Raw genomic sequence first — 21,799 nt, forward strand, 5'->3', positions numbered from 1 at the left:
CGCCCTGGACGGTCACGGCCGTCCGCCGACGTAGACACGGGGCACCCGGGCTCCGACGCGGCAGGCGACCTCTTCGGGGATCGTGTCGGTGGCGTCGGCCCACTCGCCGATGGTCATCTCGCCCTGGTCGCCCGGCCCGAACAACACGACCTCGTCACCGACCGCGACGGGGTCGTCGCCCATGTCGACCAGGAACTGGTCCATCGCGACGCGGCCCACGATCGGGCGGGGCGCGCCGTTCACGACGACGTGCACGGTGCCCTGTGCCCGCCGGCTGACGCCGTCGGCGTACCCCAGGGGCACGAGCGCGAGCGTCGTGTCGGACGGAGCACGGAACGTGTAGTCGTACGAGACGCCGGTGCCCGCGGCGACGCGCTTGACCTTGACCACGGACGCGCTCAGCGTGAGCACCTGCCGCAGTCCCTGGTCGGCGGCGGTGACGCCCTCGGTCACGGGGATGCCCAGGCCGTTCGACCCCATGCGCACCATGTCGAAGCGTCGTTCGGGGTGTTCGAGCGCGGCCGAGCTCGACGACATGTGCCGCTTCTCGACGGTGGCCCCGAGCGCCTCGGCCTCGGCCACGGCCTGCTCGAACACGCGGGCCGCGGCCTGGTCGTCGGCCTCGCTGGTCTCGCTGACGTGCGAGAAGATGCCGCGCAGGCGGACCACTCCCTCGTCGCGCAACTCGACGGCACGGGCGACGAAGGCCGGCCAGTCCGAGGGCAGGCACCCCTCGCGGTGCAGGCCCGTGTCGATCGTCAGGTGGACGAGGGCGACCCCGCCGCGGGCCCGCGCGACCGCCGCAACGGCGTCGAGCTGGTCGAAGGTCGACACCCCCAGGTCGACGCGCAGGTCGACGGCCGCCTCGAGGTCGTCGGACGGGCTGAGCTGCCAGGCGAAGAACGAGGCGTCGCCTCCGATGCCCAGCCGTCGCATCTCGAGGGCCGGCGCGAGTTCGACCGTGCCGAACCAGCGGATGCCCGCCGCCACGGCCTCGGGCACGAGCACGGGGGCGCCGTGGGAGTAGGCGTCGGCCTTGACGATCGCCAGGATCTCGACCGGGTCGAGACGGGCGATCAACGACTCGAGGTTCGCCCGGTACGCGGCCAGGTCGACCGTGGCCCGTCGCAGGGACGTCGCGGCGCTCATGCGGTGTACCTCCGGGTGAGGCCGGCGGCCAGGCAGGCGACGACCTCGTAGGTGATGCCGCCCATCGCCTCGGCCCAGTCGGCGGCGGACTGCCGACCCAGCGCCGGGTCGCCGAAGAGCACGACCTCGTCGCCGATCTCGACGGGGTCGTCGCCCACGTCGATCACGAGGGCGTTCATGGCGATGCGCCCCCGGACGCGGTAGGTGCGCCGACCGATCGTGACGGAGGCGCGCTCGCTCGCGGCCCGGTCGATGCCGTCCGCGTACCCGACCGGCACGATCGCGATCGACGTGTCGCGCTCGGGACGGAAGAGGTAGCCGTACGACACGCCCTCGCCCGCCGGGATGCGCTTGACGGTGGTCACCGGCGCCGTGACGGTCATGGCCGGGCGCAGGCCGAGCTCGGCGGACGTGCGGTCGGCGTACGGGCTCAGCCCGTAGCTCGCGAGGCCGAAGCGCACCATGGTGGCTCGTGTCCCCACGTAGTCGAGCGCCGCCGCCGAGGCGGCCACGTGCAGCAGGGGCGGCCGCACCCCCCGCTCGTCGAGCATCGCGGACGCCCGCGCGAAGCGGGCCGTCTGCAGGCCGTCGTCCTCGGACGACGCGTTCGACACGTGGGTCATGAGACCCTCGACCGGCACGACGGCGTCATGGTCGGCCGCGCGGTCGAACAGCTCGGGCCATTCGGACTCGACGGCCCCGTTGCGGCTCAGACCCGTGTCGATCGCCAGGTGGACCGCGCGGACGCCGGCCGCCACGGCCGCCTCGAGCTGGTCGACGCTGGACACCGCGGGGGTGATGCCGAGCGCCGCGGCCTCGACGAAGTCCTCGTCGGGAGCGTGCAGCCAGGCGAGCACGGGCGCCTCGACACCGGCTCGACGCAGGGCCACGGCCTCGGTCAGGTCGGCCACGCCGAGCCAGTCGACGTCGGCCTCGACGAAGGCCCGGGCGCACTCGACGGCACCGTGGCCGTAGGCGTTGGCCTTGACCACGGCCATGACGGCCGACGGCGCGACCGCGGCCCGGAGGACCTCGACGTTGTGGCGCAGCGCGGCCGTGTCGACGGTGATGGTGACGTCGTGGGTCATCGGCCCGCCCCTTCGTGGTGTGCGTCGTGGTCGACGGGGGCCCGGCCGTCGCCCTCGGCGACAACGTAGGCGACCGCCACCCCGCCGTCGTGGCTGAGGGACAGATGGAGGCGCGAGACGCCTCGCGAGTCGGCGAGCGACCGCGCTCCCCCGCTGAGCACGAGCGACGGGGCTCCCTGGTCGTCGGAGACGACCACGACGTCGTGCCAGCGCACCCCGGTGGAGCCGCCCAGGGACTTGATCAGCGCCTCCTTGGCGGCGAAGCGGGCCGCGAGCGACGGGCGCCCGCGGGGGCTGCCGTCCCGGAGGACGAGCTCGTCGGCTCGGAACAGACGCGTGGCGAGCGCCGGCGTGCGCTCGATCGAGCGGTCGAAGCGTCCGAGGTCGACGACGTCGACGCCGATGCCCACGATCACGTCCTCACCCGCCTGACGCCCTGCCCCGGCTGCACGACCCGCTACTCGACGGTGACCGACTTGGCCAGGTTGCGCGGCTGGTCGACGTCGAGGCCCTTGGCGGCGGCGAGCTCCATGCCGAAGATGTGCAGCGGCACGACCGACAGCAGGGGCTCGAAGAGCGGGGCCGCCAGCGGGATGTGCAGCACCTCGTCGGCGAAGGGCAGCACCGCGGCGTCGCCCTCTTCGGCGATCGCGATGACGCGGGCGCCGCGCGCGCGGATCTCTTGGATGTTCGAGACGACCTTGGGGTGCAGCGACCGCGGGTCGCGCGGGCTGGGGACGACGACGAAGACGATCTGACCGGGCTCGATCAGGGCGATCGGACCGTGCTTGAGCTCGCCGGCGGCGAAGCCCTCGGCGTGGATGTAGGCGAGCTCTTTCAGCTTGAGCGCACCCTCGAGGGCGATGGGGTAGCCCACGTGACGCCCGAGGAACAGCACCGACCGGGTGTCGGCCATCCAGCCGGCGAGGGTCTTGATGCGCTCGGACGACTCGAGCACCTGCTCGATCTTGCCGGGGATCTCGTGCAGGTCGGTGACCTGCTCGGCGATGGCCTCGGCGCTGAGCGTGCCGCGCAGGGTCGCCAGGTGCAGGCCCAGCAGGAAGAGCGCGGTGCCCTGGGCGACGAACGCCTTGGTCGACGCGACGGCGACCTCGGGGCCCGCGTGCGTGTAGAGCACGGCGTCGGACTCGCGCGGGATCGTCGAGCCCTGCGTGTTGCAGATCGACAGCACCTGGGCGCCCTGCTCTCGGGCGTACTTGACGGCCATCAGGGTGTCCATCGTCTCGCCCGACTGGCTGATCGACACCACGAGGGTCTTCTCGTCGAGGACCGGGTCGCGGTAGCGGAACTCGTGCGCCAGCTCGACCTCGACGGGGATGCGGGCCCACTGCTCGATGGCGTACTTGCCGAGGATGCCGGCGTAGGCGGCGGTGCCACAGGCGATGACGATGACGCGGTCGACGGTCAGGAGGCGCTCGCGCACGCCGTCGAGCTCGGTCAGGGTCACGGCGCCCTCGGCGGTGATGCGGCCGAGCAGCGTCTTGGCGACGGCCTCGGGCTCCTCGCTGATCTCTTTCGCCATGAAGCTGGACCAACCGCCCTTCTCGGCGGCCGAGGCGTCCCAGTCCACCTCGAACTCGGTCGTCTCGACGGGCGCCCCGGAGAAGTCGACGACCTCGACCGTGTCGGGACGGATCGTCACGAGCTGGTCCTGCCCGATCGACATGGCCCGACGGGTGTGGGCGACGAAGGCCGCGACGTCGCTGCCGAGGAAGTTCTCGCCGTCGCCCAGGCCGATGACGAGGGGCGAGTTGCGGCGGGCGCCGACGACGACGCCCGGCTGGTCGGCGTGCACGACGAGCAGCGTGAACGCGCCGTCGAGGGTGTTGACGACCGTGCGCAGGGCCTCGGTCAGGTCGCCGGAGGAACGGTAGGCCCGGGCCACCAGGTGCGCGGCGACCTCGGAGTCGGTCTCGCTGAGGAACTCGACGCCCTCGGCGAGCAGCTCGGCCTTGAGCTCGGAGAAGTTCTCGATGATGCCGTTGTGGATGAGGGCGAGCTTGCCGTCGTCCGCGAGGTGGGGGTGCGCGTTCGCGTCGGTCGGGCCACCGTGGGTCGCCCACCGGGTGTGGCCGATGCCGGTCGTGCCGTCGGTGAGCGGCGTCGCCTCGAGGTCGTCGACGAGCATCTGCAGCTTGCCGGCCTTCTTGCGGGTGCCGAGGTCGCCCGCGGCGTCGATCACGGCGACTCCCGCCGAGTCGTACCCGCGGTACTCGAGTCGCTTGAGGCCGCCCAGCAGCACCTCGATGCTCTTGTCACCCGTTCCGACGTATCCCACGATTCCACACATGGGGTCGATCCTAGAGGTTCCCGTCCGAGAGCCCGGCGGGCCGTGCCGACTCGCGTCGACCCCGGACCGGTAGCCTCGTGCGCATGGCCGAAGCCAACCCGACGACCGCGCCCTCCGCCGTGCACGCGAGCCCCTTCGTCGAGATCGGGCGCGACGCCTGGGCCGACCTGGCCCCGACGACGCGCCTGCCGCTGACCGAGACCGAGATCGTCCAGCTGCGCGGCCTCGGCGACCGCCTCGACATGCGCGAGGTGCAGGACGTCTACGTCCCGCTCAGCCGCCTCCTCAACCTCTACGCCGCCGGCGCCCGCAACCTGCACCGGGCCACGAGCGACTTCCTCGGCGAACGGGCCCAGCGCACGCCCTTCGTGATCGGCGTCGCCGGGTCGGTGGCCGTCGGCAAGTCGACCGTCGCGCGCCTCCTGCGGGAGCTGCTCAGCCGCTGGGACGACACCCCCCGCGTCGAGTTGGTGACCACCGACGGGTTCCTCTACCCGAACGCCGAACTCGAACGCCGCGGCATCATGAGCCGCAAGGGGTTCCCCGAGTCGTACGACCGCCGCCACCTGCTGCGGTTCGTCTCGCAGGTCAAGAGCGGCGCCGAAGAGGTGCGTGCGCCGTTCTACTCGCACACCAGCTACGACATCATGCCGAGCGCCGAGGTCGTCGTGCGGCGGCCCGACATCCTGATCGTCGAGGGCTTGAACGTGCTGCAGCCCGCCGTCGCCGGCCGGCTCGCCCTCAGCGACCTGTTCGACTTCACGGTCTACGTCGACGCCCGCACCGGCGACATCGAGAACTGGTTCGTCGAACGGTTCCTCGCGCTGCAGAAGGGCGCGTTCACCCAGGAGCGCTCGTTCTTCCACCGTTTCGCCGACATGAGCGAACCCGAGGCGCGGTCGTTCGCCTCGGGCATCTGGAAGTCGGTCAACGAGCCCAACCTGATCGAGAACGTGCTGCCGACCCGGTCACGGGCGACGCTCGTCCTGCGGAAGGCGGCCGACCACAAGGTCAGTTCGGTCCTGCTGCGCAAGATCTGAGCCGCGGCGACGCCCGGTCGGCTCAGGCGCCGCGTCCGGTCGGGCGCCGCAGCCGGTCGCGCACCGCGTCCGGTCGGGCGCCGCGTCCGGTCAGGAGGCGCGGGTGACGTCACCGGGACGTCGCGCCCCGTCCGCCGCCCGGGTCAGAGGGCGAGTCGCTCGCGCACGACGTCGGCCAGCGAGTGGGCGACGCGGTCGGCGGTCGGTTGGTCGGCGGCCTCGACCATCACGCGCACCACGGGCTCGGTGCCCGAGGGGCGGAGCAGCACGCGGCCGGTGTCGCCGAGCTCGGCCCCGAACCGGCGGACGGCCTCGGCCACGCCCTCGTCGGACGCGGCTCGCGAGCGGTCGACGTCCCGGACGTTGACCATGATCTGCGGGAAGACCGTCATGACCGAGGCGAGCTCGGCCAGGCTCTTGCCGGTCGCGGCCATGCGGGCCACGAGCGAGAGACCGGTGAGGATGCCGTCACCGGTGGTGGCGTAGTCGGCGAAGACGATGTGGCCGGACTGCTCGCCGCCGAGGGTGAAGCCGTGCTCGTTCATGTCCTCGAGCACGTAGCGGTCGCCGACCTTGGTCTGGCGGACCGTGATGCCGTGCTCGGCCATGGCGCGGATGAGGCCGAGGTTGCTCATCACCGTCGCGACGAGCGTGTCGTCGACGAGGGCGCCACGTTCTTTCTGCGCCAGGGCGATGATGGCCATGATCTGGTCGCCGTCGACCACGGCGCCGGTGGCGTCGACGGCCAGGCAGCGGTCGGCGTCGCCGTCGTGCGCGATGCCGACGTCGGCCCCGTGCTCGAGGACGGCCTTCGCGAGGTTGTCGAGGTGGGTCGACCCCACGCCGTCGTTGATGTTCACGCCGTCGGGATCGGCGCCGATCAGGGTGACCGTCGCGCCGGCGTCGGTGAACACCTCGGGAGAGACGGCCGAGGCGGCCCCGTGGGCGCAGTCGAGGACGACGTGGATGCCGTCGAGTCGGTTGGGCAGGGCGCCGAGCAGGTGCAGCACGTAGCGGTCCTCGGCGTCGGCGAACCGACGGATGCGGCCCACGTCGCCACCGATCGGCATCAGCTGCGGATCGGCCATGGCGGCCTCGATGCGGTCCTCGACCTCGTCGGGGAGCTTGGTGCCGCCGAAGGCGAAGAACTTGATGCCGTTGTCGGGCGCGGCGTTGTGCGAGGCGCTGATCATCACGCCGAAATCGGCGCCGATGTCGTCGACCAGGAAGGCCGCGGCGGGGGTCGGGATGACTCCGGCGTCGAGCACGTCGACACCCGAGCTGGCGAGCCCGGCACAGACGGCCGCGGTGAGGAACTCACCGGAGATGCGGGGGTCGCGCGCGACGACGGCGACGGGGCGCCGTCCCTCGGCACGACGGGCATCGGCGTGATGCCCCTTCGTGAGCACCACCGCGCTCGCCTGGGAGAGCCCCAGGGCGAGCGCGGCGGTCAGCTCACGGTTGGCGAGGCCTCTGACACCGTCGGTACCGAACAAACGCGACATCGCGAGACCTGCCTTGTGTGGTGCTGGTTAGCGCTTCGAGAACTGCGAGGCCTTGCGGGCCTTCTTGAGACCGGCCTTCTTGCGCTCGATGACGCGGGCGTCACGGGTGAGGAAGCCGGCCTTCTTGAGCGTGGCGCGGTTGTTCTCGCGGTCGATCTCGTTCAGAGCACGGGCGATGGCGAGACGGAGGGCACCGGCCTGGCCCGAGGGGCCACCACCGGTGACCTTGACGGCCACGTCGTACGAGCCGAGCAGGTCGAGGACCTTGAACGGGTCGTTGATCAGCTGCTGGTGCAGCTTGTTGGGGAAGTAGTCCTCGAGGGTGCGACCGTTCACGACGATCGTGCCGGAGCCGGGCGTGAGGCGCGCACGAGCGATGGCCTCCTTGCGGCGACCGACGGCGGAACCGCCGACGCTCAGCACGGGGCGGGGCGTCGCGGCGGCCTCGGGGGCCGAGCTCTCGGTGGTGAAGCTCTCGGGAGCCTGGTCGATGGAATCTGCGATCTGAGCCACTGTGTGGGGGTCCTTAAGTCTGAAGGCGGACGCTACTGGGCGACCTGGTCGAGGGTGTAAACCGTGGGCTGCTGAGCAGCGTGGGGGTGCTCGGCACCCGCGTACACCTTCAGCTTCTTGATCTGGGCACGGCCCAGCGAGTTCTTCGGCAGCATGCCACGGATGGCCTTCTCGACCGCACGGGTGGGGTGCTTCTCGACCATCTCGGAGTACGTGGTGGCCGTGATGCCGCCCGGGTAACCCGAGTGACGGTAGTAGAGCTTCTCGGCCAGCTTGGAGCCGGTGAGGGCCACCTTGTCGGCGTTGATGACGATGACGAAGTCGCCCATGTCCATGTGGGGGGCGAAGGTCGGCTTGTGCTTGCCGCGCAGCAGGGCTGCCACGTGGCTCGCGAGGCGGCCGAGCACGACGTCGTTGGCGTCGATGATCAGCCAGTTCGGCTGAACGTCAGCCGGCTTGGGGGAGAAAGTGCGCGTCACAGTAGTGCTGCTTTCTGGTCGAGGTGAGAGGTTCGTGAATCCCGCTCCGTTGCCGTTGTCACCGCAGAGGCGATGAGAACGAGTCAGGTGGAGGGCTCAACTTCGGGCGAAAGCGCGCAGTTGCGCAGACACCAAGGGTTCACGTTACCCGACACGGGCCGGACGGTCAACCATCGCCCGCCTCGCCCCGGGGAGTCACTCCCCCAGCTGATCGTGCGACCGCTTCACCTGCGTCAGGGCCACCCGGGCGGCCATCTCGGCGTCGGGCGGGTAGCCGACCTCGACCATCGTGAGTCCGTGGGCGGGCACGACCCGGAACTCGCCGTTGCGCTGGGCCTCGCGCCGCACGCCCACCGCACGATGCGCCTCCATCGCTCCCTCGCCGACGGCCACGCAGGCGCCCACGAGGTTGCGCACGAGGTTGTGGCAGAACGCGTCCGCCTGCACCGAGGCGACGAGCACGCCGTCTGCCTCGCGCCTCCACGAGAACTCCTGCAGCTCGCGGATGGTGGTCGCGTAGTCACGGTGTCGGCAGTACGCGGCCCAGTCGTGCAGGCCGAGCAGGCCGGACGCCGTCGCGTTCATCAGCTCGAGGTCGAGGCGTTGGTCGTACCAGAGGGTGTGGCTGCGCCTCGTGGGGTCGCGCTCGGCCCCCCGGTCGGCGATGCGGTACTCGTACCGGCGCCAGAGGGCGCCGAAACGGGCGTGGAAACCCGGAGGCGCGACCCGGGCACCCGAGATCACGATCTCGTCGGACGCGCCCGCGAGCCCGTTCAACCGCCGGGCCAGCACGGTCGGGGCGTCGAGCGGGGACTGGTCGCGCATGCCGCGGTGCGGCTTCTGCAGCTGGGCGATCTGGGCGTCGGTGAGGTCGAGGTGCACCACCTGTCCGCGCGCGTGCACGCCGGCGTCGGTGCGACCCGCCACGGTCACGGTCGGCACGTCCCCCAGCCTGCGGAAGAGCGTCTGCAGAGCGGCCTCGATCTCGCCCTGCACCGTGCGGCGGCCAGGTTGTTCGCTCCAGCCCGAGAAGCCGGTGCCGTCGTACGCCACCCCGAGGCGGAGGCGCGTCAGGGCCGGGGCGTCGATCGTCACCCGACGATCCTACGGGGCCGACACCGCGCCTCCTCGGCCTGCCGGGTGGGCGGACGACGACGGCGGCCGCGACCCGGTCACCCGGGTCACGACCGCCGTCGGGCGCCTCCGCCTAGCCCATGCGGGAGGCGCGGTGCCGGACCACGAGGACCGTGCCACCCATCGCCATCAGCACCAGGGCAAGCGCCAGCCACCCGGCCAGGGGCGCGGAGCCCGTGAAGGCGAGCGAGCCGTCCGCGGTCGGTGCGGTCGTGCCCGGGGTGACCGCCCCGGGACCGGCACCCGGCACGGTCGGACCGGCTCCGGCTCCGGGCGCCGTGCCCGGGTCGGTCACCGGCGGGGCGGGGTCGACGGGAGCGGCGAGCAGCGACACCCCGACGACGACCGGGTCGTGGTCGCTCGAGCGGAACTGGTCGGGCTGGTACAGCTGCTCGGCGTTGTAGTTGAAGCGGCTGTACTCGAGGCCGATGCCCTCACCCGAGTTGATGTTCCAGATGTCCACGCCCGTGACGGCCTCGGCCGCGGCGGGCGAGGCGAGCACGTGGTCGAGGGACCCGCTGAGGCCGCTGAAGACGTAGCTGTACTCGTCGGTCCCGGTCGAGCCGAGGTCGACGTAGCCGGCCTGGCGGAGCACCTCGATCGGGTCCTCCTGGCTGTAGGCGTTGAAGTCGCCGAGCAGGAACACCTTGTCGGTCCCCGCAGCGGCCTCACGCTCGGCGGCGAAGGCGACCAGGGCGTTCGCCTGGTTGACGCGCGAGCCGTTCGAACCGCCCTGACCGTCACCCTGGTCGGCGTCCGGGCCCGAACCGCTGCCCTTCGACTTGAAGTGGTTCGCGATCGCGACGAAGGTCGAGCCGGCGTCACCGCCGACGGGCCGGAAGGCCTGCGCGAGCGGCTGCCGGGCGTTGCTGAACGCGGCCGATCCGGTCAGGATCGTCGACCCTCCGACGGGCTCGGCGACGGCCTTCTTGTAGATGAAGGCCAGACGGATGACGTCCTCGTTGGCGGGCAGCGCCTCCGGTGAGCGCGCGTAGTCCCAGACCTCGCTGCCGGCCGCGGCGTTGAGCGCCCCGACCAGGGTCGCGAGTGCGGAGTCGCGGTCCTCGCCGAAGCGGGCCGAGTTCTCGATCTCCTCGAGCGACACGACGTCGGCGCCCAGGGCGGTGATCGCCGTGACGATCTTCACCTGCTGGCGGGCGAGGTTCTCGGCGTTCGCGGCACCACGGGCGTCGCAGCCGCTGTTCACCGTCACCGGCGCACCCGCGCGGTCCGTGTAGAACGTGCAGCCGCGCAGCTGGTCGCCCGTCGTCGTGAAGTAGTTGAGCACGTTGAAGCTGGCGAGCTTCAGGTCGCCTCCCACCTCGCGCGGGACGTCGGTCCGGACGTCCTCGAACGTGACGGGCAGGTCGCCGTAGGCCGTGTCACCCGTGAGGCGGGCGGTCGGCTGGTACTTCCAGGCCGAGTTGCGGAAGTCGAAGACGACCGGCTTCGTGAACGCCACGGAGGCGCCCACCGTGACCGGGTCCTCGTTCGAGAGATAGGGGACGGGGATCGACTGGTTGGCCGCGGTGAAGAAGTTCGTCGTGGCGCCGTCGTCGAGGGTCACGGCTCGGGCCGCGTTGTCGGCGACCACCGCCGCGTAGCCCGGGGAGCCCGGGCGCGCGACCTCGGTGGGCTGGATCAGGGGACGGTCGCCCGAGGCGAGCTTGACCTCGCCGTACTGGTTCGTCGTGTACGTGTCCGCGACGGTGAACTCGCCCTGGGGCAGCACGAGCATGCTCTCGAGCGTCTCACGCTGGGCGTCGGTGGCGGGCAGGCCGACGGTCGCCGCCTGGGGTGCCGCGACGGTCGAGGCGTCGAGCGCCCGGAGCGACGCCGCACCGGTGACGGTGATCTGCGTCAGGCCGAAGAACTCGGTGACGGTCCCGTCGACCTCGACGTAGTCGCCGACGGCGACCGAGGAGGCGGTGCTCGCGGAGTACACGAACAGCGCGTCCGACGCGACGTGCGTCGCCAGGTCGAGTGCGCCTCCGGTGCCCGGGGTCTGGATGACGTAGCCGTCGAGACCACCCGTGGGGTAGGTGGCCGTGACGACGCCCCGCGTGGTCACCGTGCGACCGACGAGAGGACTCGTGCCGGTCGCACCCTGGATCTGCGCGACCGTCACGTCGGCCTCGGGGGTCGGCTCGGGCTGCGGCTCGGGGTCCGGACCGGGGTCGGTGCCCGTGCCGCCGGAGTTCTGCGGGGTGACGGTGGTCTGCGTCGAGAAGTCGGCCGCGTTGACGTCGGTGTCCACACCAGCGGTGCGGGCCAACGAGTTGGGCGTCGGGTTCGTTCCCGTCACGCGAGCGACGGTCGTCTCGAAGGTGTTCGAGGTGCCGTAGCCGAGCAGGTCGACCACGCCCGGCGTCCCGGCGGGGACCGAACCGGGTGCGAGCGTCAACGGAACGGCGCCGTTCGACAACAGGACCGTTCCCGTGGTGCCGCTCGGGTTGAGCGAGGCACTCGCGTCGGGGGCGGGCAGGTCGGCGCCCGTGGTGCCGTTGCCCGGGATCGCCACGAGGAAGTAGCCACCGGCCGCGATGGTGCCGGCGAGTTCGGCGGCGGAGAACTGCCCGGCGCCCGTCGCCGAGCGGTACTGCAGGGACCAGCCGGCCAGCGACACCGACGCCGTCGTGGGGTTGTACAGCTCGACGAACTTGCGGTTGAAGGGAGCGTTGGCGCTGCCTCCCTTGAGGTAGGCCTCGTTGATGACCACCGACGAACCGTCGGGCGCGGCGAGGGCGGGCGCGGCGGTCGCGAGAGGGGCGAGCCCGAGCGCGAGGGCCATGCCCGTCGTGAGGGCGAGGGCCTTGAGTGGGCGGGGGCGTGGCGACATGACGTCCTTCGTGATCGGGTCGGGCTCCGGTCACCGTAGGCGGCACAGGTGCACCACAGGTGTCGCAGAACAATCGCCAAGGTAAACGACCCCCGCCCGGGGGGCCAGTCCTCTCTTGTGCGGACCCCCTCCTGCTCCCTGCACGACGAAGGGCCCGTCACCTCGCGGTGACGGGCCCTCCGGGTGGTGCTGGTGGAACTACTTGGCTGCTTCGTCGTCCGACTTCGCCGCGGCGTCGGCCTCGACCTCGTCGGCGGCAGCCGTCTCGGTCTCGGTCTCGACGGGAGCCGACTCCTCGACGGTCTCGGTCTCGTCGACGGGAGCCTCGGTGGGCTCCTCGGCGACGGGCTCGGCGACCGGAGCCGCCGCGGCGGTGGTCTTCGAGTTCTTGACCTTGGGGCTCACGGGCTCGAGGACGAGCTCGATGGACACCATCGACGCGTTGTCACCCTTGCGGAAGCCGAGCTTCGTGATGCGGGTGTAGCCGCCGTCACGGTTCTCGACCAGCGGGGCGATCTCGGTGAAGAGGATGTGGGCGGCCTCTTTGTTGTTGCGCAGGGTCTGCATGGCGCGACGACGCGAGTGCAGGTCGCCACGCTTCGCGAAGGTCACGAGACGCTCGGCGACGGGACGGAGGCGCTTGGCCTTGGTCTCGGTCGTCTTGATCGTCTTGTGCTCGAAGAGCGAGGCGGCCAGGTTGGCCAGCATGAGGCGCTCGTGCGCCGGGCCGCCTCCGAGGCGGGGTCCCTTGGTGGGCTTGGGCATTGTCTGTTCCTAAATGAGTCGAGAGTGGAGGGCGTCGGGCGGAGAGACCTAGTTGGTGGTCTCTTCTTCGTCGTAACCGCTGTAGAAGTGGGCTCCGTCGAACCCGGGGACCGTGTCCTTGAGCGAGAGGCCGAGCTCGACGAGCTTGTCCTTCACCTCGTCGACCGACTTCTGACCGAAGTTGCGGATGTTCATCAACTGGGTCTCGGACAGGGCGACCAGCTCGGACACCGTGTTGATGCCCTCGCGCTTCAGGCAGTTGTAGCTGCGGACCGACAGGTCGAGGTCCTCGATCGGGGTCTGCAGCTCGCTCGACAGGACGGCGTCGACCGGCGCGGGGCCGATCTCGATGCCCTCGGCGGCGGTGTTCAGCTCGCGGGCGAGGCCGAACAGCTCGGTCAGCGTGCGACCGGCCGAGGCGATGGCGTCACGGGGCGAGATCGACGGCTTCGACTCGACGTCGACGACCAGGCGGTCGAAGTCGGTGCGCTCGCCGGCACGCGTCGCCTCGACGCGGTAGGTGACCTTGAGCACGGGCGAGTAGATCGAGTCGATCGGGATCTGACCGGCTTCGCTGAACTCGCTGCGGTTCTGCACGGCCGACACGTAACCACGGCCACGCTCGATCGTGAGCTCGAGCTCGAACTTCGCCTTGTCGTTCAGCGTGGCGATGACGAGCTCGGGGTTGTGGATCTCGACGCCGGCCGGAGCCGAGATGTCGGCGGCCGTGACCTGACCCGCACCCTGCTTGCGCAGGTAGGCCGTGATGGGCTCGTCGTGCTCGCTGGCGACGACCAGCTGCTTGATGTTGAGGATGACCTCGGTGACGTCCTCTTTCACTCCGGGGACGGTCGTGAACTCGTGCAGCACACCGTCGATGCGGATGCTGGTGACAGCAGCGCCGGGGATCGACGAGAGAAGCGTGCGGCGCAGCGAGTTGCCGAGGGTGTAACCGAAGCCTGGCTCGAGGGGCTCGATCACGAAGCGGGAGCGGAACTCCGAGATGTTCTCCTCGGTGAGGGTGGGGCGCTGTGCAATGAGCACTGTTTAATCCTTTCGGCGAAGAGTCCGCTATATGACTCTTGGCGGTACGACAGGTGGCTGGCCCGTCGGGTCTGTTGAGTTGTGGGCACCTCGGGCGAACACGCGGGAGGCGGTGCTGACGCGGGGGAGCCCGCCGAACCCGACGGACCCCGGTGACGGGGCCCGTCGGGCACGGCGGGCGGTAACTCAGTTAGACGCGACGACGCTTCGGCGGGCGGCAGCCGTTGTGCGCCTGGGGGGTGACGTCGTTGATCGAACCGACCTCGAGGCCTGCGGCCTGGAGCGAGCGGATCGCCGTCTCGCGACCCGAACCCGGGCCCTTGACGAAGACGTCGACCTTCTTCACACCGTGCTCCTGCGCCTGGCGGGCGGCGGACTCGGCGGCGAGCTGCGCGGCGAACGGGGTCGACTTGCGCGAGCCCTTGAAGCCGACGGCGCCGGACGAGGCCCAGCTCAGGACGGCGCCCGAGGGGTCGGTGATCGAGACGATCGTGTTGTTGAACGTGCTCTTGATGTGGGCCTGGCCCACGGCGACGTTCTTCTTCTCTTTGCGGCGGGGCTTACGCGCGGCCGTCTTCGGTGCTGCCAATTTTTTCTCCTACAACCTTGAGGGGCGTACGGCGGGAGCCGAGGCCTATCGAGCCTTCTTCTTGCCGGCGACGGTGCGCTTCGGGCCCTTGCGGGTACGAGCGTTCGTCTTGGTGCGCTGGCCGCGGACGGGGAGGCCGCGGCGGTGGCGGATGCCCTCGTAGCTACCGATCTCGACCTTGCGGCGGATGTCGGCGGCCACCTCGCGGCGGAGGTCACCCTCGACCTTGTAGTTGCCCTCGATGTAGTCGCGGAGCAGGACGAGCTGGTCGTCCGTGAGGTCCTTGACGCGGATGTTGCCGTCGATCTCGGTCTCGGCGAGAGTCTTGAGCGCGCTGGTGCGGCCGACTCCGTAGATGTAGGTCAGTGCGACTTCGACGCGCTTGTCGCGCGGGATGTCAACGCCTGCTAGACGTGCCATGATGGCCTCTTTTCAGAGATGGTGGAGGTCTGTCACAGCACCGGTGCCCGGGCCTCCGACCCGGGGTGTCCCCCGCCTCCGTCCACCCTGTCGGGCTTCCGTGACGAGTTCTGGTGCTGCTGGGAGGGTGTTGCTGTGTGACCCGGCTCGGCCGGGTCGGCATCGGCACGTCGCCGGAGCGACGGACGAGTCAGCCCTGACGCTGTTTGTGGCGCGGGTTGCTCTTGCAGATGACCATGACGTTGCCCTTGCGGCGGATGACCTTGCAGTGCTCGCAGATGGGCTTGACGCTGGGGTTGACCTTCATTGCTGATTCCTTGATCTCGCTGGCTTCGTGCCCCACGGGTGCGTGGGGCCGTTCCTTTCCAGCACGCCCTACTTGTAGCGGTAGACGATCCGGCCGCGGGTCAGGTCGTAGGGGCTGAGCTCCACGATCACACGGTCTTCGGGCAGGATGCGGATGTAGTGCTGCCGCATCTTGCCGGAGATGTGCGCGAGGACCCTGTGTCCGTTGGTCAACTCAACGCGGAACATCGCGTTGGGCAGAGCTTCGATCACTGCGCCTTCGATTTCGATGACACCGTCTTTTTTGGCCATAGCCTCACTGTCGCTAAGAATAGGGGTGTTGGTCGTGCGGGGATGCGATGCCCAGGCGCGCAGAAACGCACACGGAACACCAAAGGTCGATCCTAGGTGATGCCGGTATAGTTCAGCAACCCGGCTGGTCAACCCGACACGCCGGAGCACCCGCCGACCTCTGCCGCCCACCTCGGCCGTCGTCTCGTCGGGTACGCGTCACGACTGCCGGGAGCACCATGCCTGACCGCTCGACCACCCCCTCCTCCCCTCGGGGGGTCGCTCGTCACGGCCGACTCCGCCGCCGCGGCCCCGCCCGCATGCTCCTGGGACTCGTCGCCGGGACGATGGCCGTCGTGCTCGTGAGCGGCGTGTCCGTCGCGGCCATCGCGGTCCGATCCGCCACCTCGGGCGTGCAGACCGTCTCACTCGGCAACGAGGACGAGGTCGCCGGGGTCGACATCTCGGCCATCCAGGGCGGCGCCAACATCCTGCTGGTGGGCAGCGACGAACGCGACGACGGCAGCCAGGTCGACGCCGGCGAGGTCGACGGCATCCGCAACGACGTGACGATCCTGGCCCACCTCTCGGCGGACCACACCCAGCTGACGGCCGTGAGCTTCCCCCGCGACCTGATGATCGACGTACCCGAATGCGTCGGCGACGACGGCCAGGTGTACCCGGCCGAGGACTACGTGCAGTTCAACACGACCCTCGGACGCGGTGGCCTCTCGTGCACCGTCAAGACGGTCGAGGGCATGACCGGACTGGCGATCCCCTACGCCGGCAAGATCACCTTCGACGGCGTCATCGAGATGTCGAACGCCATCGGTGGGGTCGACGTCTGCGTCACGCGGACGATCCGGGACACCGACTCGGGCATCGACCTGACTGCGGGCACCCACACCCTGCAGGGCGCCGAGGCCCTCGCCTTCCTGCGGACCCGACACGGCGTCGGCGACGGGAGCGACATCGCGCGCATCAGCTCGCAGCAGGTCTTCCTGTCGTCGATGATGCGCAAGATCATCTCGGGCGGCACCCTCGGCGACGTGACGACGCTCTACAAACTCGCCTCGGCCGCCCTGAGCAACATGACGTTGTCGTCCACCCTCGACTCCCCCGACACGCTCGTGCGCCTGGCCCTCGCACTGAAGGACATCCAGCCCGCGGGGATCGTCTTCGTCCAGTACCCGGTCGTCGACGATCCGCGGGACCCGAACAGGGTGGTGCAGTCCACGACCGACGCCGCGGCCCTGAACGCCGCCCTGAACGCCGACCAGAAGTTCACCCTCGGTGACGACAGCGCCGGACGTGGCTCCGTCTCGGACGGGACGGCCCCGGTCGCGACCACGCCCCCCGCCGCACCGAGCGAGACGTCGACGCCGTCCGACACGACGTCGGAGTCCTCCGTGCCGGCCGCCCCGGTCGCGACGGACACTCCGACGACCACGCTGCCCTCGACCATCACGGGCCAGTCGGCGGCCGAGGCCACCTGCAGCGTCGGCTCGTCCCGCTGAGCCGCACCGAGCCTCCTCGCGTCGTCGGCGTGAGCCGAGGAGGCGCGGGTCAGGCGATCGGGACGGGTGTCACTCCCAGCGGCGCCAGACCCGCGGCGCCGCCGTCCTGTGCCGTGAGCACCCAGATGCCGCCGTCGTGCACCGCGATCGAGTGCTCCCAGTGCGCGGCCATCGAACCGTCGCGCGTGCTGACGGTCCACCCGTCGTCGTGGGTCACCGTGTCGATTCCGCCCGACGTGACCATGGGCTCGATGGCGATCACCAGGCCGGGCCGGACGGCGGGGCCACGTCCGCGGACGCGGTAGTTGAACACCGGCGGGTCCTCGTGCATCGAACGACCGATGCCGTGGCCGGTGTAGTCCTCGATGATGCCGAAGTCGCCCTGCCCGTCGATGTAGTCCTCGATGGCGCCCCCCACCTCGTTGAGGTGCGAGGCCGACGCCAGCGCGGCGATGCCGTGCCAGAGGGACTGCTCGGTGACCTCGTTCAACCGACGACGCTCGGCCACCACGTCGGGGCGGCCGGCATCGTCCAGGACGAAACTCCGTGCGCTGTCGCCGTTCCAGCCGTCGAGTTGCGCTCCACTGTCGACGGAGACGAGGTCCCCCGCCGCCAGCACGCGCGCACCGGGGATGCCGTGGACGACCTCGTCACCGACCGACGCGCACACCGTGTGACGGTAGCCGGGCACCAACATGAAGTTGGGTTCTCCCCCACCGTCTCGGATGACGGCTTCGGCGACGGCGTCGAGTTCGAGCGTGGACACGCCGGGACGAACGGCGGACTGGACGGCGTCGAGCGACGCGGCCGTCAACAGCCCCGGCGCGACCAGACGTCTGAGTTCGTCGGCCGTCTTGTAGATGCCGGAGCGGCGGAACGCCACGAGGTCAGGAGGCCGAGGCGACGGACGTGAAGCCGCGAGCGGCCAAGGCCGACTCGATGCGCCCGGCGACCTCGTCGATGCTGCCCAGACCGTCGACCTCGACGAGGATGCCTCGATCTCGGTACGTGTCAATCAGGGGTGCTGTCTCGCGGAGGTAGACGTCCTGGCGGTGGCGGATGGCGTCCTCGGTGTCGTCGGAACGCCCCTGGTCGACGGCACGCCGACGCAGTCGCTCGACGATCTCGTCCCGCTCGGCGACCAGCTGGACGACGGTGGTCAAGGACTGCCCCTGCGCGGCGAGGTGCTCGTCGAGGAATTCGACCTGCTGCAGCGTGCGTGGGTACCCGTCGAGGAGGAAGCCCTCGCTCGCATCGGCCTGCGACAGCCGGTCGGAGATGAGCTCATTGGTGAGGCTGTCCGGTACGTAGTCGCCCGCGTCGAGGATCGCCTTGACCTTGAGACCGAGCTCGGTCTCGTTCTTGACGTTGGCGCGGAAGATGTCGCCGGTCGAGATCGCGGGGATGCCCAACGACTCTGCGATCGCGACCGCCTGGGTGCCCTTGCCGGCCCCGGGGGGACCGACGATGAGGAGGCGCGGGCTGAGTCGGGTCTCAGCGGCGCTCATCGGAGCAGGCCCTCGTAGTGACGCTGCTGCAGCTGCGAGTCGATCTGCTTGACCGTCTCGAGGCCGACGCCCACGATGATCAGGATGCTGGCGCCTCCGAAGGGGAAGTTCTGGTTCGCACCGACCGTGGCCAACGCGATCAGCGGGATGAGCGCGATGATGCCGAGGTACAGGGCACCGGGCAGCGTCACACGCGTGAGCACGTAGTCGAGGTATTCGGCCGTGGGGCGACCGGCCCGGATGCCCGGGATGAACCCGCCGTACTTCTTCATGTTGTCGGCGACCTCTTCGGGGTTGAAGGTGATCGCGACGTAGAAGTAGGTGAACCCGACGATGAGGGCGAAGTACAGCACCATGTAGAGCGGGTTGTCGCCCGAGGTGAGGTTGGCCTGCACCCAGCTGACCCAGGCGGGCGGAGCCGTTCCGTCCGAGGGCTGGTTGAACTGGGCGACGAGGGCCGGGAGGTAGAGCAGCGACGAAGCGAAGATGACCGGCACGACGCCAGCCATGTTGACCTTGATCGGGATGTACGTGTTGTTGCCACCGTACGTGCGCCGACCGACCATGCGTTTGGCGTACTGGACGGGAATCCGCCGTTGGGACTGCTCGACGAAGACCACGAGCGCCATGATGATCAGTCCGACCGCGATGACGAGCAAGAAGATCTCGAAGCTGCGCGACTGCGCGATGCTCCAGAGGGCCGTCGGGAAGCGGGCGGCGATCGAGGTGAAGATCAGCAGCGACATGCCGTTGCCAATGCCGCGCTCGGTGATGAGCTCGCCCATCCACATGATGAGGCCGGTACCGGCGGTCATCGTGACGACCATGAGCATGACCGCGTACCAGGCGTCGTTCGTGATCAGCTGGCTGCACTCCGCGATGCCGGACGAACCGAACAGGGCACCCGAGCGGGCCACGGTGATGAGCGTCGTCGACTGGAGGACGCCGAGAGCGATGGTGAGGTACCGCGTGTACTGCGTGAGCTTCGCCTGCCCGGACTGGCCCTCTTTGTAGAGCGTGTCGAAGTGGGGGATGACCACGCGCAGCAACTGCACGATGATCGACGAGGTGATGTAGGGCATGATGCCCAACGCGAAGACGGACAGCTGCAGCAGAGCACCGCCGCTGAACAGGTTGACGAGCTCGTAGAGACCCGAGGTGCCCTGGTTGCCTGCGAGGCAGGCCTGCACGTTCTGGTAGTCGACGAACGGCGCGGGGATGAAGCTCCCCAACCGGAAGAGCGCGATGATGCCGAGCGTGAACCCGATCTTGCGACGCAGGTCGGGGGTGCGCATGATGCGCGCGACAGCTCTGAACACGTGGGGCCTCCCGGTATGAAGGATAGACGACTGATGGGGGTGGCCCTGGCGGACCACCCCCTCAGGTGATTTTTACTTGCTGACGGACCCGCCGGCGGCGACGATCTTGTCCTCGGCGGAGCCGGAGACCTTGTCGACCGCGACGGTGAGCTTGACGCTCAGGTCGCCCTGTCCGAGGACCTTGACCTTCTCGTTCTTCCGAACGGCACCCTTGGCGACGAGGTCACCGACGGTGACGTCACCACCCTGCGGGTAGAGCTCGTTCAGCTTCTCGAGGTTGACCACCTGGTACTCGACGCGGAACGGGTTCTTGAACCCGCGCAGCTTCGGAGTACGCATGTGGAGCGGCATCTGGCCACCCTCGAATCCGACCTTGACCTGGTACCGGGCCTTCTGACCCTTGGTGCCACGACCGGCCGTCTTACCCTTCGAGCCCTCACCACGGCCGACGCGCGTCTTCGCCTTCTTGGCACCGGGAGCCGGACGAAGGTGGTGCACCTTGAGCACCTGGGGACGCGCGACGTCGTCGGAGGACGTCGTCGAGGCGGGAGCGGCCTTGGTGGTCGAACCCGTCGAAGCAGCGGCCTTGTCGGCTGCGGGCTTCTTGGCGGCAGCCTTGGGAGCTGCTGCCTTGGTGGTCGTCGCCTTGGGGGCGGCGGCCTTCTTCGGGGCGGCCTTCGCGGCGGCCTCGTTCTTCTCGTCAGCCATTAGTCAATCTCCTCGACCTTCACGAGGTGGGCGACCGTGTTGACGTAGCCGCGGTTCTGCTTGGTGTCCTCGCGAACGACCGACTGGCCGATGCGCTTGAGGCCCAGGCTCCGCAGCGTGTCACGCTGGTTCTGCTTCTCGCTGATTACGGACTTGATCTGGGTCACCTTGAGGTTGGCGGCCATCAGGCACCTGCCTTCTCGGTCGCGGCGGTACGGGCTGCCTGCTCGGCACGGACCATGAAGGCCGGCATGACAGCGTCGATGTCGAGTCCACGACGGGCGGCGACGGCACGCGGCTCTTCGAGCTGCTGCAACGCCTCGACCGTGGCGTGGACGATGTTGATCGTGTTCGACGAACCGAGCGACTTGCTCAGGACGTCGTGCACGCCAGCGCACTCGAGCACGGCGCGGACGGGACCACCGGCGATGACACCGGTACCGGCCGAGGCCGGACGCAGCATGACGACGCCTGCAGCGGCTTCACCCTGCACGGGGTGCGGGATCGTGTTGCCGATGCGCGGGACGCGGAAGAAGTTCTTCTTGGCCTCTTCGACGCCCTTGCTGATGGCCGTGGGGACCTCTCGGGCCTTGCCGTAGCCGACACCGACCAAGCCGTTGCCGTCACCGACGACGACGAGTGCGGTGAAGCTGAAGCGACGACCGCCCTTGACGACCTTCGACACGCGGTTGATCGTGACGACGCGCTCCAGGAACTGGCTCTTGTCGTCACGGTCGCCGCGTCCGCGGCCACCCTGGTTGCGGTCACCGCGACCCTGGCCGCCACGGCGGTCGGTGCGACCACCCTCGCGGTTGTTCGACTCCGAGCCGGCAGCGGTCTCGACGGGACGCTCGACGACGGCCTCAGCCGGCGCCTTGGTCGCTTCGGTCTCTGCGGGGGGAGTGGTGTTCGTAGCGTCGCTCACAGGTTCAAACCAGCCTCTCGGGCGCCTTCGGCGATGGCCGCGACGCGTCCGGCGTACTTGTTGCCGCCGCGATCGAACACGACGGCCTCGATACCCGCAGCCTTCGCACGCTCGGCGACGAGCTCGCCGACCTTGCGGGACTTCGCGGTCTTGTCACCGTCGAACGTGCGCAGGTCGGCCTCGAGGGTCGATGCGCTGGCGACGGTGAAGCCCTTGCTGTCGTCGACGACCTGCACGAACACGTGCCGGGCCGAACGGGTGACGACGAGACGGGGGCGTTCTTCGGTGCCCACGACCTTCTTGCGCAGGCGGGTGTGACGGCGCTTGGTGGCAGCCGACTTGCTTTTTCCTCGTGTACCGAGACCCATGA

At 69.7% G+C, this 21,799-nt stretch carries 24 protein-coding genes; 2 read left to right on the plus strand and 22 right to left on the minus strand.

Going from position 1 to position 21,799, the window contains the following annotated elements; translation table 11 throughout:
- Nucleotides 1-12 precede the first annotated feature (12 nt).
- The 4 genes from alr (HQQ78_RS11645) to glmS are packed head-to-tail and all read right to left on the minus strand — an operon-like array spanning nt 13 to nt 4,548.
- On the minus strand, nt 13-1,149 hold the full coding sequence (gene alr, locus HQQ78_RS11645; RefSeq protein WP_173153428.1) for an alanine racemase: 1,137 nt from the start codon (nt 1,147-1,149) through the stop codon (nt 13-15).
- Complete coding sequence (gene alr, locus HQQ78_RS11650; RefSeq protein WP_173153431.1) at nt 1,146-2,237, minus strand: alanine racemase; 1,092 nt, start codon at nt 2,235-2,237, stop codon at nt 1,146-1,148. Before alr (HQQ78_RS11650) ends, alr (HQQ78_RS11645) begins: the two co-directional genes overlap by 4 nt.
- Nucleotides 2,234-2,653, minus strand: a complete 420-nt coding sequence (locus tag HQQ78_RS11655) for a holo-ACP synthase (RefSeq protein WP_173153434.1) — start codon at nt 2,651-2,653, stop codon at nt 2,234-2,236. The genes alr (HQQ78_RS11650) and HQQ78_RS11655 overlap by 4 nt, the downstream gene beginning before the upstream one ends.
- 41 nt (nt 2,654-2,694) lie before the next feature.
- A complete protein-coding gene (glmS, locus tag HQQ78_RS11660; RefSeq protein WP_173153437.1) occupies nt 2,695-4,548 on the minus strand; it encodes a glutamine--fructose-6-phosphate transaminase (isomerizing) in 1,854 nt (617 codons plus the stop codon).
- 83 nt (nt 4,549-4,631) lie between these two features.
- Between glmS and coaA the strand changes: the two genes are divergently transcribed.
- A complete protein-coding gene (gene coaA / locus HQQ78_RS11665) occupies nt 4,632-5,588 on the plus strand; it encodes a type I pantothenate kinase (protein WP_123571284.1) in 957 nt (318 codons plus the stop codon).
- A gap of 143 nt (nt 5,589-5,731) precedes the next feature.
- Here the strand turns inward: coaA and glmM are convergent, their stop codons facing one another.
- The 11 genes from glmM to infA form a co-directional block, all read right to left on the minus strand.
- Nucleotides 5,732-7,093 carry a phosphoglucosamine mutase gene (gene glmM / locus HQQ78_RS11670; protein WP_173153440.1) on the minus strand — a complete coding sequence of 454 codons (1,362 nt, stop codon included), beginning with the start codon at nt 7,091-7,093 and terminating at the stop codon, nt 5,732-5,734.
- Between the two features lie 27 nt (nt 7,094-7,120).
- Entirely contained in the window at nt 7,121-7,606 is a 486-nt protein-coding gene (gene rpsI / locus HQQ78_RS11675; protein WP_082059799.1) for a 30S ribosomal protein S9, read from the minus strand.
- Nucleotides 7,607-7,638: 32 nt separating this feature from the next.
- Nucleotides 7,639-8,085: a 50S ribosomal protein L13 gene (gene rplM, locus HQQ78_RS11680; RefSeq protein WP_043593314.1), complete on the minus strand. Its 447-nt coding sequence runs from the start codon at nt 8,083-8,085 to the stop codon at nt 7,639-7,641.
- Between the two features lie 195 nt (nt 8,086-8,280).
- Complete coding sequence (locus tag HQQ78_RS11685; RefSeq protein WP_236557048.1) at nt 8,281-9,180, minus strand: tRNA pseudouridine(38-40) synthase TruA; 900 nt, start codon at nt 9,178-9,180, stop codon at nt 8,281-8,283.
- A gap of 112 nt (nt 9,181-9,292) precedes the next feature.
- Nucleotides 9,293-12,058 carry an ExeM/NucH family extracellular endonuclease gene (locus tag HQQ78_RS11690; protein ID WP_254065147.1) on the minus strand — a complete coding sequence of 922 codons (2,766 nt, stop codon included), beginning with the start codon at nt 12,056-12,058 and terminating at the stop codon, nt 9,293-9,295.
- Nucleotides 12,059-12,256: 198 nt separating this feature from the next.
- Entirely contained in the window at nt 12,257-12,823 is a 567-nt protein-coding gene (rplQ, locus tag HQQ78_RS11695) for a 50S ribosomal protein L17 (protein WP_043593320.1), read from the minus strand.
- A 48-nt stretch (nt 12,824-12,871) separates the two neighbouring features.
- A complete protein-coding gene (locus tag HQQ78_RS11700) occupies nt 12,872-13,867 on the minus strand; it encodes a DNA-directed RNA polymerase subunit alpha (protein WP_043593322.1) in 996 nt (331 codons plus the stop codon).
- A gap of 190 nt (nt 13,868-14,057) precedes the next feature.
- Complete coding sequence (gene rpsK / locus HQQ78_RS11705; protein ID WP_043593323.1) at nt 14,058-14,456, minus strand: 30S ribosomal protein S11; 399 nt, start codon at nt 14,454-14,456, stop codon at nt 14,058-14,060.
- 45 nt (nt 14,457-14,501) lie between these two features.
- Complete coding sequence (rpsM, locus tag HQQ78_RS11710) at nt 14,502-14,876, minus strand: 30S ribosomal protein S13 (protein ID WP_043593325.1); 375 nt, start codon at nt 14,874-14,876, stop codon at nt 14,502-14,504.
- 190 nt (nt 14,877-15,066) lie between these two features.
- Nucleotides 15,067-15,183, minus strand: coding sequence for a 50S ribosomal protein L36 (gene rpmJ, locus HQQ78_RS11715; protein ID WP_043593327.1), 117 nt, complete (start codon nt 15,181-15,183; stop codon nt 15,067-15,069).
- Between the two features lie 68 nt (nt 15,184-15,251).
- Nucleotides 15,252-15,473 (minus strand): translation initiation factor IF-1, encoded by a 222-nt coding sequence (gene infA, locus HQQ78_RS11720; RefSeq protein WP_043593329.1) that lies wholly within the window; start codon nt 15,471-15,473, stop codon nt 15,252-15,254.
- A 299-nt stretch (nt 15,474-15,772) separates the two neighbouring features.
- Here infA and HQQ78_RS11725 point away from each other — a divergent pair, with 299 nt between their 5' ends.
- On the plus strand, nt 15,773-16,969 hold the full coding sequence (locus tag HQQ78_RS11725) for an LCP family protein (protein WP_254065146.1): 1,197 nt from the start codon (nt 15,773-15,775) through the stop codon (nt 16,967-16,969).
- Nucleotides 16,970-17,018: 49 nt separating this feature from the next.
- Here HQQ78_RS11725 and map read toward each other — a convergent pair whose 3' ends face one another.
- From map to rplR, 7 genes are all read right to left on the minus strand, one after another.
- Nucleotides 17,019-17,852, minus strand: a complete 834-nt coding sequence (gene map, locus HQQ78_RS11730; RefSeq protein WP_159827809.1) for a type I methionyl aminopeptidase — start codon at nt 17,850-17,852, stop codon at nt 17,019-17,021.
- Between the two features lie 4 nt (nt 17,853-17,856).
- Nucleotides 17,857-18,477: an adenylate kinase gene (locus tag HQQ78_RS11735; protein ID WP_173153446.1), complete on the minus strand. Its 621-nt coding sequence runs from the start codon at nt 18,475-18,477 to the stop codon at nt 17,857-17,859.
- Nucleotides 18,474-19,796, minus strand: a complete 1,323-nt coding sequence (gene secY, locus HQQ78_RS11740) for a preprotein translocase subunit SecY (RefSeq protein ID WP_043593336.1) — start codon at nt 19,794-19,796, stop codon at nt 18,474-18,476. The genes HQQ78_RS11735 and secY overlap by 4 nt, the downstream gene beginning before the upstream one ends.
- 72 nt (nt 19,797-19,868) lie before the next feature.
- Entirely contained in the window at nt 19,869-20,504 is a 636-nt protein-coding gene (rplO, locus tag HQQ78_RS11745) for a 50S ribosomal protein L15 (RefSeq protein ID WP_082460060.1), read from the minus strand.
- Nucleotides 20,504-20,689, minus strand: a complete 186-nt coding sequence (gene rpmD / locus HQQ78_RS11750) for a 50S ribosomal protein L30 (protein ID WP_043593338.1) — start codon at nt 20,687-20,689, stop codon at nt 20,504-20,506. The genes rplO and rpmD overlap by 1 nt, the downstream gene beginning before the upstream one ends.
- Nucleotides 20,689-21,429 carry a 30S ribosomal protein S5 gene (gene rpsE, locus HQQ78_RS11755; RefSeq protein ID WP_043593339.1) on the minus strand — a complete coding sequence of 247 codons (741 nt, stop codon included), beginning with the start codon at nt 21,427-21,429 and terminating at the stop codon, nt 20,689-20,691. The genes rpmD and rpsE overlap by 1 nt, the downstream gene beginning before the upstream one ends.
- Nucleotides 21,426-21,797, minus strand: coding sequence for a 50S ribosomal protein L18 (rplR, locus tag HQQ78_RS11760; RefSeq protein WP_043593341.1), 372 nt, complete (start codon nt 21,795-21,797; stop codon nt 21,426-21,428). The genes rpsE and rplR overlap by 4 nt, the downstream gene beginning before the upstream one ends.
- Nucleotides 21,798-21,799 lie beyond the last annotated feature (2 nt).

Origin of the sequence: Frigoribacterium sp. VKM Ac-2859, assembly GCF_013204925.1 — a bacterium.
In the GTDB taxonomy this organism is placed as follows: Bacteria; Actinomycetota; Actinomycetes; order Actinomycetales; family Microbacteriaceae; genus Frigoribacterium.